Consider the following 15665-nt stretch of genomic DNA (forward strand, 5'->3'; position numbering starts at 1 on the left):
TTACGTCACTAATTAGCATAGCTATTAAGGATAACATCATGGGTATATTTTCACGTTTTGCTGACATTATTAATGCCAATATCGCTTCTTTATTAGATAAAGCGGAAGATCCTGAAAAAATGATCCGCTTAATGATCCAAGAAATGGAAGATATGTTAGTTGAGATCCGTACAACCTCAGCACGTACTTTAGCTGAAAAGAAAGGATTAGAACGCCGTATCGAACAAGCTGAAAAACAGATGAAAGATTGGCAGGATAAAGCAGAGCTGGCTCTTATTAAGGAAAAAGAAGACTTAGCTCGTGCGGCATTAATCGAAAAACAACGTGTAGCATCAGTTAATGACACATTGAAACACGAACTAATTATTATTGATGAAACGCTAACTCGTTTAAAAGGTGAAATTAGCGAGTTAGAAAACAAACTGACTGAAACACGCGCAAAACAGCAGTCTTTAGTTGTGCGTCATCAAGCAGCAAACTCATCTCGCCAAGTTCGTCGTCAATTAGACAGTGGCAAAATGGATGCAGCAATGGCGCGTTTTGAGCAGTTTGAACGCCGTATTGATCATATGGAAGGTGAAGCTCAAAGTTACGGGTTAGGTAAAGAGAAATCATTAGACCAACAGTTTGCTGAATTAAAAGCGGATGACGAAATTAGCGCGCAATTAGCGGCATTAAAAGCTAAAATCAATATCAACAAAGAGTAACAGCAAGCGTAATAACCATCTTATAAAGGATATGTAATGGGCTATATATTTCTGGGAATACCACTGACCATTTTTATTTTGTTTATTCTCCCTATTTGGCTGTGGTTGCATTACAACAGCCAGAAAGGTGGAGGCAATGTTCAGCTAACCCAACAAGAAATGCAGCGACTGAGCGCGCTGGTGGATAAGGCTCAGCAAATGCAGGAGCGCATTAAGACATTAGAACAAATACTTGATGCAGAACATCCTAACTGGAGGCAATCATAATGACGATGCAGAGCAAACAATTGTATCGCTTGCCACAAGAGGGCGTGATCCGTGGCGTATGCGCAGGCCTAGCCCATTATTTTAATATTCCTGTTTTACTTGTCAGGGTTATTGCGGTGATTGCGCTGTTTGCTGGCTTTTTTGGTTTAACTATTATTGCTTATCTTGTCTTAAGTTTCTTTATGGAGCCTGCTCCTGCTAATTACCTGCAAGGTGAAGATCAGCAAGAGAGCTTAAAAGAAATTCTAAGCGGAGTAGATAATCAATTGATGCAAGGTGAAAAACGTTTACAACAAATGGAACGTTATATTACCTCTTCTACTTATCAGTTAAATAAACGCTTTCGAGATTTGTAATATTTTTGCCATTTAATCTGATAAGACGCTCCATTTTAGGAGCGTCTTTCTTTCAATCTGTTTATCTTTTCAACGCTTGTATTGTGAGAGAGTAAAATTTCTGATTGAGGAGCATATTGTGAATTCCAATCAAGTATTTATTTCCTTAAAAACAAATAAACTCGCCCAATTAGCCAAAAAAGGGTTAACATTTGGGTTAATGTTATTCACTTTATTTGGGCCAGCAGCAATTACAGGCGGTATATTAAAACGAGTAAGTAGCAAACCGTTACGTTGGCTGGTTCTATTGATAGCTGAACCTATTATCAAAGCAGGCTTTAATAAGCTATCGCGTCAAGTGTCTTGGGAGAAACATGAAACGCCTACAAAATGAACTTACAGCTTTTATTAATCGTGGTGTTGATAGACATCTTCGTTTAGCCGTAACAGGATTAAGCCGAAGTGGCAAAACAGCATTTATTACCTCGTTAGTTAATCAACTTATTAACGTGCACACAGGTGCGCGTTTACCACTGTTTTCGGCTGCACGAAATAAGCAACTACTAGGTGTAAAACGTATTCCTCAACACAATTTAAACATTCCTCGTTTTACCTATGATGAGGGAATGGAATCTCTTTATCATACGCCTCCTAGTTGGCCTGTTCCTACAAAAGGGGTTAGCGAAATTCGTTTACAGCTTCGTTATCGTTCTAATGAATCTTTAACACGTTTTATAAAAGAGACATCTTCACTTTATTTAGAAATTGTTGATTATCCCGGTGAGTGGTTATTAGATTTACCTATGCTCGAACAAGACTATTTTGAATGGTCAGAGCAAATAAATAAGGTTAATCGCCAAAGAACATCACCAGAACAAAATTGGCAATTACTTCTTAAAAAGTGTGATCCCTTTGCGCCAGCTGATGAAACGTTATTAGCCGATATTGCCTCTGCTTACACTGACTATTTATTAGCATGTAAAAAAGAAGGGCTTCATTTTATTCAACCAGGACGTTTTGTATTGCCGGGTGAATTAGCGGGAGCCCCTGTTTTGCAGTTTTTCCCTTGGGCTGATTTACAAAAATACGATATCGCTAAATTAAAGAACGCTGATAAGCGTACTAATATTGGTATGTTAAAACAGCGTTATGAATATTATGGACAGCATGTTGTAAAAGGCTTTTATCGTGATCATTTCCAAGGATTTGATAGACAAATTGTTTTGGTTGATTGCTTACAACCTTTAAATCAAGGTGCAGATGTTTTTAATGATATGCGCCAAGCATTAACACAATTAATGCGCAGTTTTCATTATGGAAAAAGAACCTTACTTAGACGTTTATTTTCACCTTGTATCGATAAACTTCTATTTGCAGCCACAAAAGCTGACCATATCACTGTTGATCAACATGAAAATTTAGTGTCATTGCTCCAACAGCTTATCCAAGATGCCAAACAAAATGCCATTTTTGAAGGGATCAGCATTGATTGCATGGGGCTTGCTTCTATTGCAGCGACTGAAAGTGGGATTGTTGATCATCATGGTGAAAAAATTCCAGCATTAAAAGGTTTCCGTTTAAGCGATAACAAACCGTTGGTGTATTTCCCTGGTGAAGTTCCTAAGCGATTACCTGAAAAAGCATTTTGGGAAAAACAAGGGTTTAGTTTCGAATCTTTTAGACCACAGCAAATATCAAGAGATAGTGCGGTTCCTCATATTCGTATGGATAGTGCAATGGAATTTTTGTTAGGGGATAAATTAAAATGAATGAGCCATTAAAATCACGAATTGATTTTAAAGAGCCCATACTTCAAGACGAAGTCATCTTGAAAAAAGGTGTTGGCTTTAATGAAAATGAGCAATTTTTGCCTATTGATCCACAATTAGATGAAGAGAATGAAGGGCAATTAGAAGGTGATGTTCAATCAATTTTAAAACCGAAAAAAAGTGTCTGGAAGCGGTTATTAACGATTGCGAGTACTATTTTAGGGATTAGTGTTATTGCTCAAACTGGGCAATGGATTTATGACTCATGGATAAATTCTGACTGGATTGCGTTGGGTGCAGCCAGTGCAGGAGGGTTAATTGTTGTTGCTGGAATAGGCTCAGTTATAACAGAGTGGCGTCGTATTTATCGTTTACGTCAACGCGCAGATGAAAGAGATAAAGCAAAAGAATTACTTTATAGCCATGCAATGGGGAACGGCCGACCATTTTGCGAAAAACTTGCTAAACAAGCGGGTATTGGCTCTCAACATCCGGCATTAATTCGTTGGCAAAGTGCATTACATGACACTCATAATGATAAAGAGGTATTAGAACTTTATAGCCAACTTGTTCAACCTATTTTAGATAAACAAGCAAGAGCTGAAATTAGCCGTTCTGCTGCTGAATCAACTTTAATGATCGCAGTTAGTCCGCTAGCGATGGTTGATATGGCTTTTATTGGTTGGCGTAATATTCGTTTAATTAATCGCATAGCGGAAATTTATGGTATTGAATTAGGCTACTATAGTCGTTTAAAACTCTTTCGCCTTGTTCTGGTTAATATTGCATTTGCGGGTGCGACAGAACTCGTTAGAGAAGTTGGAATGGACTGGCTTTCACAAGATCTTGCCGCACGATTATCAACAAGAGCAGCACAAGGTATTGGAGCCGGTTTATTAACGGCACGTTTAGGAATAAAAGCAATGGAATTATGCCGTCCTTTACCGTGGATTGATGATAATAAACCTAAGTTAGGCGATTTTAGAAAAGAGCTAATAGGAAAATTAAAAAATACAATTGGTGGCAAGAAAAAGGAATAAATTATTATTTTTACCTTTAAGTCATTTTAAATAAAAGCCGCAGAAGACATTCTGCGGTTTTTTTGTATAAAAACTGACAAAAGTATTATTTATATAAAATAACCATAATGAAGGAAGTAATAAGATATTATTTTAAAATAAGGCATTAAATAATATAAAGTGTTTTTATTATTTTATTGGTAATGTGATTATTGTTTCAATAAGAAACTATCGTGATAAAAAATTTTAAAAAGAGTAAGTTCTTATGGTGAAAAAAGAGTTTTGTAACTAATTGTATTTCAAGATGAATATCTACTCATATAGTGAAATATTTGTAATTTTAATCATAATATTCCTTTTTTGAAAGAAAATAGTCTTGAATTTAGTATGATAAATAGCGTTAAATATCACCGCGAAAACGTACCACAGAGCTATTTTCTCAATATATTTTCAAATGTCTAATTTGTAAGCGATTTGCTATTTAATAAATAGAGAGGTTTTTTATTTATAAAAAATAGAAAAGTGGTTAATAAATAATCCTTCTAACTAGGTTAAAATATGAAAGAAATACAAATGTCAGTAATAAAGAAACTCTCTAAACAAAGACGTCAGCTCTATTTGAGTTCGGCATTTAATGTCTCAAATATCGATAACCAACTCAGCATTTTAATCCCTATTCTTAGTGAGACGATTAGCGAGATTAAAAAGAGACAATACCAAAAGCAACCTAAGTCATTTCAAATAAAAGAGACATCTCAATTTTTTGAATATCTGACTGAGGCGGATAAGAAAGAAAAGGCAATAAACGCATTAGAGTATCTGCTTTTTTGTTTTGATAATGGATGTAAAACTATCAAAAAAGTGATCCGTCGAGAATTAAGCCCTTTAGTAAAGGATGTCGAATATCTTATCGATTTTGAACTAAAAAAAATAATAAAACCCTCTTCATTTTCGTTATTCGGCTTTTTTAAAGCATAAATAATCTTGGTTAAAAATCAGGAGATTAATTTAGTTGTGTAAAAATAAATGCTAGTGGTGTCAACCTTTGCTGACAATCCTCTTTATTTCGTTGATATTTATGTATAATATCTAGAATTAGTTCAGGGTCACTCAGTATTAAGAAGGTTTATAATGCGTTTAGAGGTCACTTGTGAAGATCGCATCGGGTTAACCCGTGAATTATTAGATCTGCTGGTATTAAAAAATATTGATTTACGTGGAATCGAAATATTCCCAATAGGTCTTATTTACCTGAATTTTTCACAGATTGATTTTGATATTTTTCAACCATTGATGGCTGAAATACGTCGAATAAATGGTGTTATTGATGTACGTACAGTTGCATTTATGCCATCAGAGCAAGAACATCGTGCGATTTGGACATTATTAGAATCTGTCCCTGTTCCTGTTTTTTCTATTGATACCAAAGGTAAAGTTAAGTTACTTAACCCTGCGACGAGACAGCTTTTTGGTTTATCTTCAGATGATCACTCTGAGAAAACATTTAATCAATTTATTCCTAATTTTAATATTCATCGTTTTTTAGAACAAAAAGAGCACTTTATTCAAATGGTGCCTATTACTGTGAAAAAACAGAATTTTGAAATGGAAATAGTCCCAATAAAACTCACAGATGATAACCAATATAATCACTGTGTTGGAGCTTTTGTTTTACTGAAATATCATGAAATTATTTATGATCATCCTAAATTAGTGGCTAATGATCAAAGTGGGTTTGACCAAATTATTGCCGTAACACCTAAAATGAAGCAGCTTATTATTCGTGCAAAGAAAATGGCAATAATGAATGATCCATTGTTATTAGTAGGCGAAACAGGTACAGGAAAGGATTTATTAGCAAAAGCCTGCCATTTACTAAGTAACCGTTTAAGGTATCCATTTCTTGGTTTAAATTGCGCGTCAATGCCTGATGATGTTGTTGAAAGTGAGTTATTTGGCTATGCAGCGGGCGCTTATCCTAATGCTATTGAAGGAAAAAAGGGCTTTTTTGAGCAAGCTAATGGTGGCACTGTTTTACTTGATGAAATCGGTGAAATGTCACCGCAAATGCAGATCAAACTTCTACGTTTTTTAAATGACGGAACGTTCCGCAGAGTGGGCGAAGAAGAAGAAGTTAATGTCGATGTGCGTATTATTTGTGCAACTCAAAAAAACTTATGGGAATTAGTACAAAAGGGATTGTTTAGAGAAGATCTCTATTACCGTTTGAACGTATTAACACTAACATTACCACCATTAAGAGAAAGAAAGGACGATATAATTCCATTGGCAACTCATTTTATTAATCAGTACTGCCAAGAACAAAAGATGGGGGTGCCGTCCATTTCTACCGACTTTTCAAATTATTTAATGCAATATTCTTGGCCGGGTAATATTCGCCAATTACGGAATACTGTTTACCAAGCAATGGCTCAATTAACCGGAAATACATTGCGCGTTCAAGACATTACGTTACCTGAGCATACGGATGAAACATTATTTGATGAGAACTTATTAGAAGGCTCGTTAGATGAAATGACAAAACGCTTTGAAGCTTCGATTTTGACGCGTTTATACCGTGATTATCCTAGTACACGTAAATTAGCAAAACGCTTAGGTATTTCTCATACTGCTATTGCGAATAAGCTAAGAGAATATAATCTTACGAATAAAAAGAGTGAGAAGTCTGAAGATTAATTGAGTAGTAAGATGAGTAGTAAGATTTTGTGCATAATAAAAATAGACGAACATAATGCCCGTCTATTTTTTTATCTGTATTATTTCAATGCGTTTAATGCATCATCATAATTTGGTTCAGTTGTAATTTCATCAACCAACTGGGTGTAGATAACAGTGTTATTTTCATCTAAAACAATCACTGCACGGCTCGTTAATCCAGCTAATGGACCTGATGCAATTGAAACACCATAGTTTTCTTTGAATTCAGCACCACGCATTGTCGATAATGTCACTACGTTATCTAAGCCTTCCGCACCACAAAAACGTGCTTGAGCAAAAGGCAAATCGGCTGAAATACATAAAACAACGGTGTTATTTAATTCATTTGCAACTTTATTAAATTGGCGAACACTTGCAGCACAAACACCAGTATCTACACTTGGGAAAATATTTAGAACTTTACGTTTACCTGCAAAATTCGCTAAAGAAACATCATTAAGATCTTTACCAACAAGAGAGAAATCTGCAGCTTTTTGACCTACTGCTGGGAAATTACCCGCGAGTGCCACTGCATTTCCTTGTAAAGTAACTTGATGTGCCATTGTTGTTCTCCTTTATTAGTTGTTAGACTAACTGTTATTAATACTCATTATTAACGATAATTCTCGTTAATGCTTAACCATTATTAAAATTTGCCACTATTGGCATACTCACCACTAAAAACATAAAAATTTATAAAATATTTGTAATCAGTGATTGTGCCTTTTTATCAGGCTCTTATAATTGTGCAGTTCATTCTCATACAGATTACAGGACGAAACAGACATGCGCAAAATATTCGTCATCTCATGTGCACTTGTCGTTCAAGGATTACTCACATCGCAGGTAAATGCGGCAGTAGTCCCCGCAGGAACGATACTCGATAAAAAACAAGAAGTGGTTCGACATTTAAAAGATGAACCTGCATCACTCGATCCTATTAATGCAGTAGGGTTAACAGAAGCTCAAGTGCAACGTGATTTGTTTGAAGGGTTGACGATAGAAGATGAGTATGGACGCCCCATTCCGGGAGTCGCTCAAAGTTGGCGCACAGAAGATAATCGCGTGTGGATCTTCACTTTACGTGATAATGCGAAATGGTCCAATGGGGAAAAGGTAACAGCAACAGATTTTGTCTATAGTTGGCAAAGGTTAGTTGATCCTAAAAATCTTTCACCTTTTGCATGGTATGCATCACTTGCATCGATTGAAAATGCACAAAAGATTATTGATGGAAAATTAAAACCAACATCATTAGGTGTAGAAGCGATTGATGAAAAAACACTAAAAGTCACGTTAGAACGCCCAGTTTCTTATTTTCCAAATTTGACGACTAATTTTTCGTTATATCCTGTGCCTCATCATAGTATTGAAAAATATGGTGCTGAGTGGGTTAAAGTTGGTAATTTAGTCGGAAATGGGGCTTTTATTTTAAAAGACAGAGTGGTTAACGAGAAGATTGTATTAACGCCAAATCCTTATTATTGGGATCATAAAAATACAGTATTGACTAAAGTTACTTTTGTGCCTATTAATCATGAATCACATGCGACTAAACGTTATTTAGCTGGTGATATTGATATTACAGAGTCGTTCCCGAAAAATTTATATCATAAATTAATGAAAGATATTCCTAATGAGGTTTATATTCCTGACCAGTTAGGAACTTATTATTATGCTTTTAATACTCAATCAGGGCCAACAAAAGATATTCGTGTACGTAAAGCGTTAGCGATGGCGATAGATAGAAAAATTATCACTGATAAAGTATTAGGAACAGGGGAGAAATCAGCAAACCGTTTTACACCTGATGTAACGGCAGGCTTTACTCCAGAACCTACAATTTATGATGAATACAATCAAGATGAATTAGATAGTCAGGCTAAGATCTTGTTAGCGGCTGCTGGATATGGTCCTCATAATCCATTAACACTCTCATTACTATACAATAATTCAGAGAATCATCAGAAAATTGCTATTGCAGTTGCTTCTATGTGGAAGAAAAAGTTAGGAGTAAAAGTCGAATTACGTAATCAGGAATGGAAAACATATATTGATAGCCGAAATTCGGGGGATTTTGATGTTATAAGGGCATCATGGATTGGTGACTATAATGAGCCTTCTACTTTTTTAAGCTTATTAGGTTCTAAACATACTGGTAATATCCCTAAATATCAGAATAAGCAATATGATGAAGTGTTAACCTTGTCTGGTATGGCTATTGATGCAAATGAGAGGAATAGTTTGTATAACCGTGCTGAGCAAATAATTGCTGAAGATGCACCAATAGCACCTATTTATCAATATACAAATGGACGATTAATAAAGCCTTGGCTAAAAGGTTATCCAATTAAAAATCCAGAAGATGTTGCATATAGCCATACGCTTTATATTCTGAAGCATTAAGGTAGAAGCTAAATTAAAACCTTAAAATTATGCCTCAAAGTTAAAATCTACTTTGGGGCATTTTTTATTTTAGTTACAAATAGAAAATGTAAAGAAATTATGATTTATACGTTGATATGTATCAATAAGAAGAAAACTAAAGAGGTCTAAAAAATAGAAGAGAGTATAAATAAAAAAGAACCCCTTTAAAAAAGGGGCGTAGCAAAATAAAGCAGGATGACTTATCGTCTGGATATAAATTATATTTTTAAGGCTTTCTTTGCACGCTTTTTATTGTATCTAACTGTTACAATGATTAATAAAATATTTATAACAAAAAAAATCCCTCTGTTATAAAAACAGAAGGAGACTCAAAAGGAATAAACATTGCAAGTGATATGTTAATACATTTTTATGGTATTGTTTTGACCAATTGTGCAATGTGCTTGATGTTAAATATTATGTCTTATTTTATTTATAGATATAAATACTTAATTGTAATAAAAACTAATATATTTATCATGGTATTTGAGTGCTTTAAACGTAGAACTATCTGTTCGCTTTTCTTTATTGTTAAATAAAGTTATTGATTATCAGTAGTTATTAGAAAACCGTTTAAAAATGAAATCCTAGAGATAATTGTACAACACTTAATTCAAGATGCCGCTTGTTTGCTGTGGTATCAGAGTAAAGATAGCCCAAGCTAAATGAGATATCTCTAACAGGATTATAATCGATGCCAATTTGACCAATTACACTTGTTGAATTTACAATGTGGGAATCTGTTGTATTTATTTTGGGATGATATTTATCTTCCTGATATTTTAATTTATTAGGACCCATTTGAGCATAAACAGAAATTTCAGGTGTTATTCTATAAGTTGGACCGATTAATAGACCTGTGGTTTTTGTTCGGTATTTTATTGTTGACGGTGTGGTAAAACGAGGATCAATAAAATATTCTTTACGATCTGTGTTTAAATGCAGTAGGGAAATTAATATTCCCCAAGTATTTTCTGTTTCATATCGATAACTGATTATCTCTCCTTTTGCGGTGTCGCCTTTTATTTTGCCGTAAATATAACCAGCAGAGAGGGTGTGTGTTTTATCATAGGCATGTAATGTAGAAGAATAAGATAAAGCTAAGGTAATTAAAATAAGGGCTAATTTATTCATTGTAGAGTTTCTATGTTGATGTGTAGAACGTTATTTTTAGTAAAATAAATGTTGATTTCAATATTAATTGATTGAAATTACTCTTAAAAAAAGTTCGCGTGCTTATTCTTAAACCCAATAAAAATAAAACTATTATAAATAGCTAATAATTAATTAATATGAATTTTATTAATTATTTTAGATTATGGTGTAATGAGAGGTCATTATTTAAATAAAAGGGAGTGGAAATTGAGCGTAATAGGTGAAAATGCTCACAATAAGTTTTAATACCTATTGTGAGCTAGATTTTGGCGTGACTTTCTATTTCTTATCTACAACTTCAATTAGTGTATATTTCACACTTGGTGCATCTGCTGGAGGATTAGGAATATCTGTAACATTAACTTTCAATGTGTATTCAGTGCCTGCTTTATATTCAAAACCATCAATGTTTTGATAGAACAGAGACCATTCGCCTGAAGGTAACTCTTTTACCTTCATACACTTCATTGGTGCGACACCAACACAATCATATAGTTGTGAATCCACTAGAAGCGTTTTTGTTGTCCCTGTAGACGGAGTTGTATTTGCACTTTCAGTTGAAGTTGAGTCATTGCATCCAGCCAAAAGTAAAAATAAAGGAATAGCGATAAATTTTTTCATATTGATGACCTTATTTTTAGGGTGCAATAAATGTATTAAAGAATATTTAGTATACACCAGACAGATAATTATTATAAATTACAACAGGTAACTTTTTTTCCTATAAATAAAATAAGTTACCTGTTGTTATTCTAGGTGTTAATATCCTAACGTAACTATTAGTATCCAATTTAGTGTAATAATCCTAAAGTGATAAAGATAAATAGAAGTTTGGGATGAATTAAACAAAAGTAGCGTTGATATACAGCTAACTGGAAAAAAAGTATAGAATAACAGTTCAAAATATAGCGTTATAAAATGAAGGTAGACTAATCATATTTGACAGTTGAGCATTGAATTCAAGTATTGCCTTTAAAGCAAAAGTTATGGAGGAAGCTAAGTGAAAACAGTTAATGACTCTGTTATACAAGATGCAGATGCTATTTATACAGCACAACTTGATGGGCATGGAGGAGCAACAGAAATCACAACGGAGACTGTTGCAACAAATGAAAATCCATATTGGGTGCATTTAGATTATCGCAAACCACAAAGTGCTCAATGGATACAAGAGACAGAATTACTTCCACCTATTGCTAAAGATATATTGCTTGCAGAGAACGTCAGACCAAAAGCACAACGTATTGGTGAAGGTATCATTATCAATTTGCAAACAATTAATAATAATCCTAATGATAGACCTGATGAGCTTGTTGCTTTTAGAATTTATATTAACAGTCAAACGATCGTTTCAAGCCGTCACCGCCAAGTTAATTCGGTGGATTCTGTTATTCATACTTTAGAACTGGGTAATGGACCTGAAAATAGTGGTGATTGGCTAATTACTATGGCTGATGCTGTGACCGATGAAATAGGCGAATTTGTTGAGACTTTACATGACCAATTAATTGAATTGGAAGATATGATCCTCGAACAACAAATACCCGCAAGAGGTGAACTCGCATTATTAAGAAAACAATTGATTGTTTTACGTCGCTATATGGCTCCGCAACGAGATGTATTTTCAAGACTTTCTATCGAAAAACTACCGTGGATGAGTGATAGTGATAGAGTCACGATGTTGGAAATCTCAGAAAGACTTTCTCGACGTTTAGAGGATTTGGACAGTAGTATTTCTCGCACGGCAGTGATTGCTGATGAAATAACATCAATGATGGCTGATGCGATGAATAGACGTACTTATACTATGTCACTAATGGCGATGTTATTTTTACCAACAACATTTTTAACAGGGCTATTTGGTGTCAATTTAGGTGGAATACCCGGAAATGAATTTCCTTATGGTTTTACCATCTTCTGTTTATCTCTCTTTGTTTTGATTGTGATTGTTACTTGGTGGTTAAAGCGTAGTAGATGGTTGTAAATTTTCAGCAAATTAATCGTAACTAAATGGATTTAAAAAAGAATTCTCTAACCCTGTTTGAGATATATCAATTTTTTAAAATAGAACATCTGGCATTATAACTCTCGCAGGTGAATACAACGTTGAGCGATGAACGTTGTGCTCCATAATTGTAGTTTTTCTCATATTGAGTTCTTAATACAGAATAATTGACCATTATTACACCGATGTTTCTTAACATCGGTTTTTTTTTGCTTAAATTTATTATTGGCTATTATTTAGTCATAAAAATCCTAAGCCCCGAATGCAAGGCTTAGGAGATAGTGCATTATTTCACTTCAACAATATCGAGTTTATTTTGGCTAAAGTCAGGACGTTCATCATCTTCTTCTTGGAACATCACTGGAACGGCTGGAATATCGTCTTTATCAAAAGCTAAATCGCCACCATTAATGACTTCATCACCATGTTTGATATTCACAAAATCAAATAATTGAGTATCACATAAATGTGATGGGACAATATTTTGTGTTGCTCTAAACATAGTTTCAATACGACCAGGATAACGTTTATCCCAATCTCTTAGCATCTCTTTAATCACTTGGCGCTGAAGGTTAGGTTGTGAGCCACAAAGATTGCATGGAATAATTGGGAATTGTTTAGCTTGTGCGAAACGCTCAATATCTTTTTCACGAGCATAAGCAAGAGGACGAATAACAATTTGTTTGCCATCGTCACTCATTAATTTAGGTGGCATACCTTTAAGCTTGCCACCATAGAACATATTTAAAAATAATGTTTCTAAAATATCATCACGATGGTGGCCTAAAGCAATTTTAGTTGCACCAACTTCTGTTGCTGTGCGATATAAAATACCACGACGTAAACGTGAGCATAAAGAGCAGGTTGTTTTACCTTCAGGAATAATATCTTTAACGATCCCATAGGTATTCTCTTCAACAATTTTATATTCCACACCAAGTTCATTTAAATACTCAGGTAAAATATGCTCAGGGAATCCGGGTTGTTTTTGGTCTAAATTGACTGCAATAAGTGAAAAGTTAATTGGCGCACTTTTTTGCAGATTCATTAAGATAGAAAGTAGCGTGTAGCTATCTTTACCGCCAGAAAGGCAGACCATGATTTTGTCGCCGTCTTCAATCATATTAAAGTCAGCGATAGCTTGCCCAACATCACGGCGTAAGCGTTTTTGTAGTTTGTTGAAATTATACTGCTCTTTTGGGATGCTCATTTTTTACGGTTCTATATCGTTGCTGATTATTCTGTAACTTGCTAACCAAGGCTTTGTTCTTCGCTGTTTTGATACCTTAACAACATGATAAATATATAAAATATCTTATAGGCTCAAATGATAAGTTGTGTGAAAAACAAAGTTATTTATGGCAAGAAAATTGATAAGTCGACAATGATACCAGATGGTAGGGTGGTTTCGATATAGATAACTACAGTTAAGCGCTTTCAAGGTGGTAAAAAGTAAGAAGTAATAGCCTTATATAAATTGAACAAGGCTATTAAATTTTTTGTGTCACGTAGCGATTATTAATAGGTATATGTCTTAATAAGGCATCGTTGGTAGTTCACGTAGAATAGAGTTTTTTCTACGTTCAGCAGTTAATTGTGACAATTCATTGTCGGAGACAAAAATTAAGGCATCTTGAGGACAAAATTCAACACAAGCTGGGCCTTGTTCTCTATGATTGCATAAATCACATTTAACGATATCAATTTGAAATTGCTGGCCAAGATCTAAACAAGAAGTGGGTGCTGAATGCGCTTTTTTCTCAAGCTCAATGGCTCCAAACGGGCAAGCTAAAAGACAAGCTCTACACCCAATGCAATTTTCAGGGTGTGTTTCGACAAAGTTTTCACCACGCACTAATGCTTTTGTCTGGCAAGCTTGGGCACAAGGTGCATCTTCACATTGATGGCAAACAGAAGCTGTAAATTGATGCATTAATTTAATAATGCGGATCCTTGGATGAAAATTCTTTTTATTGAGAAAATCATTCCCATCTTTTTCTGATGTATGACCGACTGAACAAACAACTTCACATGTCTTACAGCCAATACATTTTTTAGAGTCAATAACAATTTGGCTATTCATCTCAATACCTATTTATAGGGGTATATACTTTATAATATATCGATGAACAACTTGTTTTAGTAATATTAATCAAATTTATATCGAATAAATAAGGTTAAATAATAACAATAAAATAAAAAATAGTTTTTTAAGCTGAAATCAAATGAGAATGAATAGTATTTAATAAGATGATAAGAACAAAATTTTATAAATATACGTAAATAAGCGTAGCTGAAAAACGGCAATCTTATTTAGATTGCCATTTCTTTAATTGGTATCTGTTATTAAAACTTATGATGTTAATGTCGCTAATTTAGTCGCAAATCCCATAAAGAAAAGCCCGATAACACCATTACCTAGTTTAGCGATATTTTTACGTGAGCCGAAGAAGCGAGCAAGGGCTACACCACCAAATATCAGAAAAGAGAGATAGATAAAACTAAAGGCTTCAAGCATGGAAGCGAGGATTAAATAAGATAATCCCGTATGTGCATAATTAAAATCGATAAATTGCACAAAAAATGAGATATAAAATAAAATCGCTTTAGGATTGGTCATACTTAATGTAAGCGCTTTTCTAAAAACGTGTTTCTGTACGGTTGTTGTTTGTTCTGAATGCACTTTTTTGGAGAAAAAAGTGGCATGGATAATTTTTATTCCCAAATAGAGAAGATAAAAAGCACCTAAAAAACGAACAATAGTAAAAAGTAAAGGAGAGGCTTTTATTACCGATGCAACACCAATAAAGGCGAGAAAAATTAAAATAGCATCACCTAAGAAAACACCAAATGCGGCACGATATCCATCGCGAACACCGCCTGATGCACTTGTTTTTAGTACATAGAGTGTATTGGGGCCAGGAACAAGAATAATAAAAAACATGCCTGCAAGGTATGTCCAGATATTGAGTACACCAAATTGTTCAAGCCACACGTTAACCCCCCAATCCTACTTTCTCTGTATTACTTAATGAATTGCTATTATATAAACAGAATCCACATTATTTAAACGCATATTTTTACTCATATAGAAGATAAATGTTTGATGCTTACTGCTTTCTGGTCAAAATAGTACTTCTTTACCACTTCAATAGCTTACTGAACTGTTTTGCCTTTGTTTTCAAAATTGGTTCACGATTAAAAAAATGATAGGGTTTCAAATAGAAAGATAAAATATTACAAAGGCAAATTATGGCTTTTTT

The 15665-nt window shown here is 34.3% G+C and carries 16 protein-coding genes; 10 read left to right on the forward strand and 6 right to left on the reverse strand.

Features of this window, described 5'->3' with window-relative positions:
- Positions 1–38: 38 nt before the first annotated feature.
- The 8 genes from pspA to tyrR all read left to right on the forward strand — a co-directional run bounded on the left by pspA (position 39) and on the right by tyrR (position 6794).
- Positions 39–707 carry a phage shock protein PspA gene (pspA, locus tag ABN236_RS03470; protein WP_072062534.1) on the forward strand — a complete coding sequence of 223 codons (669 nt, stop codon included), beginning with the start codon at positions 39–41 and terminating at the stop codon, positions 705–707.
- A 36-nt stretch (positions 708–743) separates the two neighbouring features.
- Complete coding sequence (gene pspB / locus ABN236_RS03475) at positions 744–974, forward strand: envelope stress response membrane protein PspB (protein ID WP_069369279.1); 231 nt, start codon at positions 744–746, stop codon at positions 972–974.
- Positions 974–1330 carry an envelope stress response membrane protein PspC gene (gene pspC / locus ABN236_RS03480; protein ID WP_088495734.1) on the forward strand — a complete coding sequence of 119 codons (357 nt, stop codon included), beginning with the start codon at positions 974–976 and terminating at the stop codon, positions 1328–1330. Before pspB ends, pspC begins: the two co-directional genes overlap by 1 nt.
- Before the next feature lie 118 nt (positions 1331–1448).
- Positions 1449–1703: a phage shock protein PspD gene (locus tag ABN236_RS03485; RefSeq protein ID WP_227719017.1), complete on the forward strand. Its 255-nt coding sequence runs from the start codon at positions 1449–1451 to the stop codon at positions 1701–1703.
- On the forward strand, positions 1684–3078 hold the full coding sequence (locus ABN236_RS03490; RefSeq protein WP_088495733.1) for a YcjX family GTP-binding protein: 1395 nt from the start codon (positions 1684–1686) through the stop codon (positions 3076–3078). Before ABN236_RS03485 ends, ABN236_RS03490 begins: the two co-directional genes overlap by 20 nt.
- Positions 3075–4118, forward strand: a complete 1044-nt coding sequence (locus ABN236_RS03495) for a YcjF family protein (protein WP_349473376.1) — start codon at positions 3075–3077, stop codon at positions 4116–4118. Before ABN236_RS03490 ends, ABN236_RS03495 begins: the two co-directional genes overlap by 4 nt.
- 537 nt (positions 4119–4655) lie before the next feature.
- Positions 4656–5075 carry a hypothetical protein gene (locus ABN236_RS03500; protein WP_227719016.1) on the forward strand — a complete coding sequence of 140 codons (420 nt, stop codon included), beginning with the start codon at positions 4656–4658 and terminating at the stop codon, positions 5073–5075.
- 153 nt (positions 5076–5228) lie between these two features.
- The gene (tyrR, locus tag ABN236_RS03505) at positions 5229–6794 is read left to right on the forward strand and encodes a transcriptional regulator TyrR (RefSeq protein WP_349473377.1); all 1566 of its coding nucleotides are present in this window, start codon (positions 5229–5231) and stop codon (positions 6792–6794) included.
- Positions 6795–6874: 80 nt separating this feature from the next.
- Here the strand turns inward: tyrR and tpx are convergent, their stop codons facing one another.
- Complete coding sequence (gene tpx, locus ABN236_RS03510) at positions 6875–7378, reverse strand: thiol peroxidase (protein WP_088495730.1); 504 nt, start codon at positions 7376–7378, stop codon at positions 6875–6877.
- Between the two features lie 223 nt (positions 7379–7601).
- Here tpx and ABN236_RS03515 point away from each other — a divergent pair, with 223 nt between their 5' ends.
- Positions 7602–9221: a peptide ABC transporter substrate-binding protein gene (locus ABN236_RS03515; RefSeq protein WP_349473378.1), complete on the forward strand. Its 1620-nt coding sequence runs from the start codon at positions 7602–7604 to the stop codon at positions 9219–9221.
- 594 nt (positions 9222–9815) lie between these two features.
- Here the strand turns inward: ABN236_RS03515 and ABN236_RS03520 are convergent.
- Both ABN236_RS03520 and ABN236_RS03525 read right to left on the reverse strand, forming a co-directional pair.
- Positions 9816–10376: an Ail/Lom family outer membrane beta-barrel protein gene (locus ABN236_RS03520; RefSeq protein ID WP_088495728.1), complete on the reverse strand. Its 561-nt coding sequence runs from the start codon at positions 10374–10376 to the stop codon at positions 9816–9818.
- A 300-nt stretch (positions 10377–10676) separates the two neighbouring features.
- The gene (locus tag ABN236_RS03525; protein ID WP_349473379.1) at positions 10677–11018 is read right to left on the reverse strand and encodes a DUF4377 domain-containing protein; all 342 of its coding nucleotides are present in this window, start codon (positions 11016–11018) and stop codon (positions 10677–10679) included.
- A 379-nt stretch (positions 11019–11397) separates the two neighbouring features.
- Here ABN236_RS03525 and zntB point away from each other — a divergent pair, with 379 nt between their 5' ends.
- Entirely contained in the window at positions 11398–12381 is a 984-nt protein-coding gene (gene zntB / locus ABN236_RS03530; RefSeq protein WP_194952387.1) for a zinc transporter ZntB, read from the forward strand.
- A gap of 307 nt (positions 12382–12688) precedes the next feature.
- On the opposite strand, the gene ttcA is transcribed toward zntB, so the two are convergent.
- The 3 genes from ttcA to leuE all read right to left on the reverse strand — a co-directional run bounded on the left by ttcA (position 12689) and on the right by leuE (position 15397).
- On the reverse strand, positions 12689–13612 hold the full coding sequence (gene ttcA, locus ABN236_RS03535; protein WP_088495725.1) for a tRNA 2-thiocytidine(32) synthetase TtcA: 924 nt from the start codon (positions 13610–13612) through the stop codon (positions 12689–12691).
- Between the two features lie 324 nt (positions 13613–13936).
- Positions 13937–14485, reverse strand: a complete 549-nt coding sequence (locus ABN236_RS03540; RefSeq protein ID WP_194952390.1) for a 4Fe-4S dicluster domain-containing protein — start codon at positions 14483–14485, stop codon at positions 13937–13939.
- A gap of 270 nt (positions 14486–14755) precedes the next feature.
- The gene (gene leuE, locus ABN236_RS03545; RefSeq protein ID WP_083629078.1) at positions 14756–15397 is read right to left on the reverse strand and encodes a leucine efflux protein LeuE; all 642 of its coding nucleotides are present in this window, start codon (positions 15395–15397) and stop codon (positions 14756–14758) included.
- Positions 15398–15665 lie beyond the last annotated feature (268 nt).

This window comes from Proteus sp. fly-1013 (assembly GCF_040140245.1).
Taxonomy (GTDB): domain Bacteria; phylum Pseudomonadota; class Gammaproteobacteria; order Enterobacterales; family Enterobacteriaceae; genus Proteus; species Proteus mirabilis_B.

Coding starts and splice junctions, on each gene's coding strand:
- ABN236_RS03490 (WP_088495733.1), top strand. CDS start 1,684: ATGAAACGCCTACAAAATGAACTTACAGCTTTTATTAATCGTGGTGTT.
- pspC (WP_088495734.1), top strand. CDS start 974: ATGACGATGCAGAGCAAACAATTGTATCGCTTGCCACAAGAGGGCGTG.
- tpx (WP_088495730.1), bottom strand. CDS start 7,378: ATGGCACATCAAGTTACTTTACAAGGAAATGCAGTGGCACTCGCGGGT.
- ABN236_RS03525 (WP_349473379.1), bottom strand. CDS start 11,018: ATGAAAAAATTTATCGCTATTCCTTTATTTTTACTTTTGGCTGGATGC.
- ABN236_RS03495 (WP_349473376.1), top strand. CDS start 3,075: ATGAATGAGCCATTAAAATCACGAATTGATTTTAAAGAGCCCATACTT.
- ABN236_RS03540 (WP_194952390.1), bottom strand. CDS start 14,485: ATGAATAGCCAAATTGTTATTGACTCTAAAAAATGTATTGGCTGTAAG.
- ABN236_RS03515 (WP_349473378.1), top strand. CDS start 7,602: ATGCGCAAAATATTCGTCATCTCATGTGCACTTGTCGTTCAAGGATTA.
- pspA (WP_072062534.1), top strand. CDS start 39: ATGGGTATATTTTCACGTTTTGCTGACATTATTAATGCCAATATCGCT.
- ABN236_RS03520 (WP_088495728.1), bottom strand. CDS start 10,376: ATGAATAAATTAGCCCTTATTTTAATTACCTTAGCTTTATCTTATTCT.
- ABN236_RS03500 (WP_227719016.1), top strand. CDS start 4,656: ATGAAAGAAATACAAATGTCAGTAATAAAGAAACTCTCTAAACAAAGA.
- pspB (WP_069369279.1), top strand. CDS start 744: ATGGGCTATATATTTCTGGGAATACCACTGACCATTTTTATTTTGTTT.
- tyrR (WP_349473377.1), top strand. CDS start 5,229: ATGCGTTTAGAGGTCACTTGTGAAGATCGCATCGGGTTAACCCGTGAA.
- ttcA (WP_088495725.1), bottom strand. CDS start 13,612: ATGAGCATCCCAAAAGAGCAGTATAATTTCAACAAACTACAAAAACGC.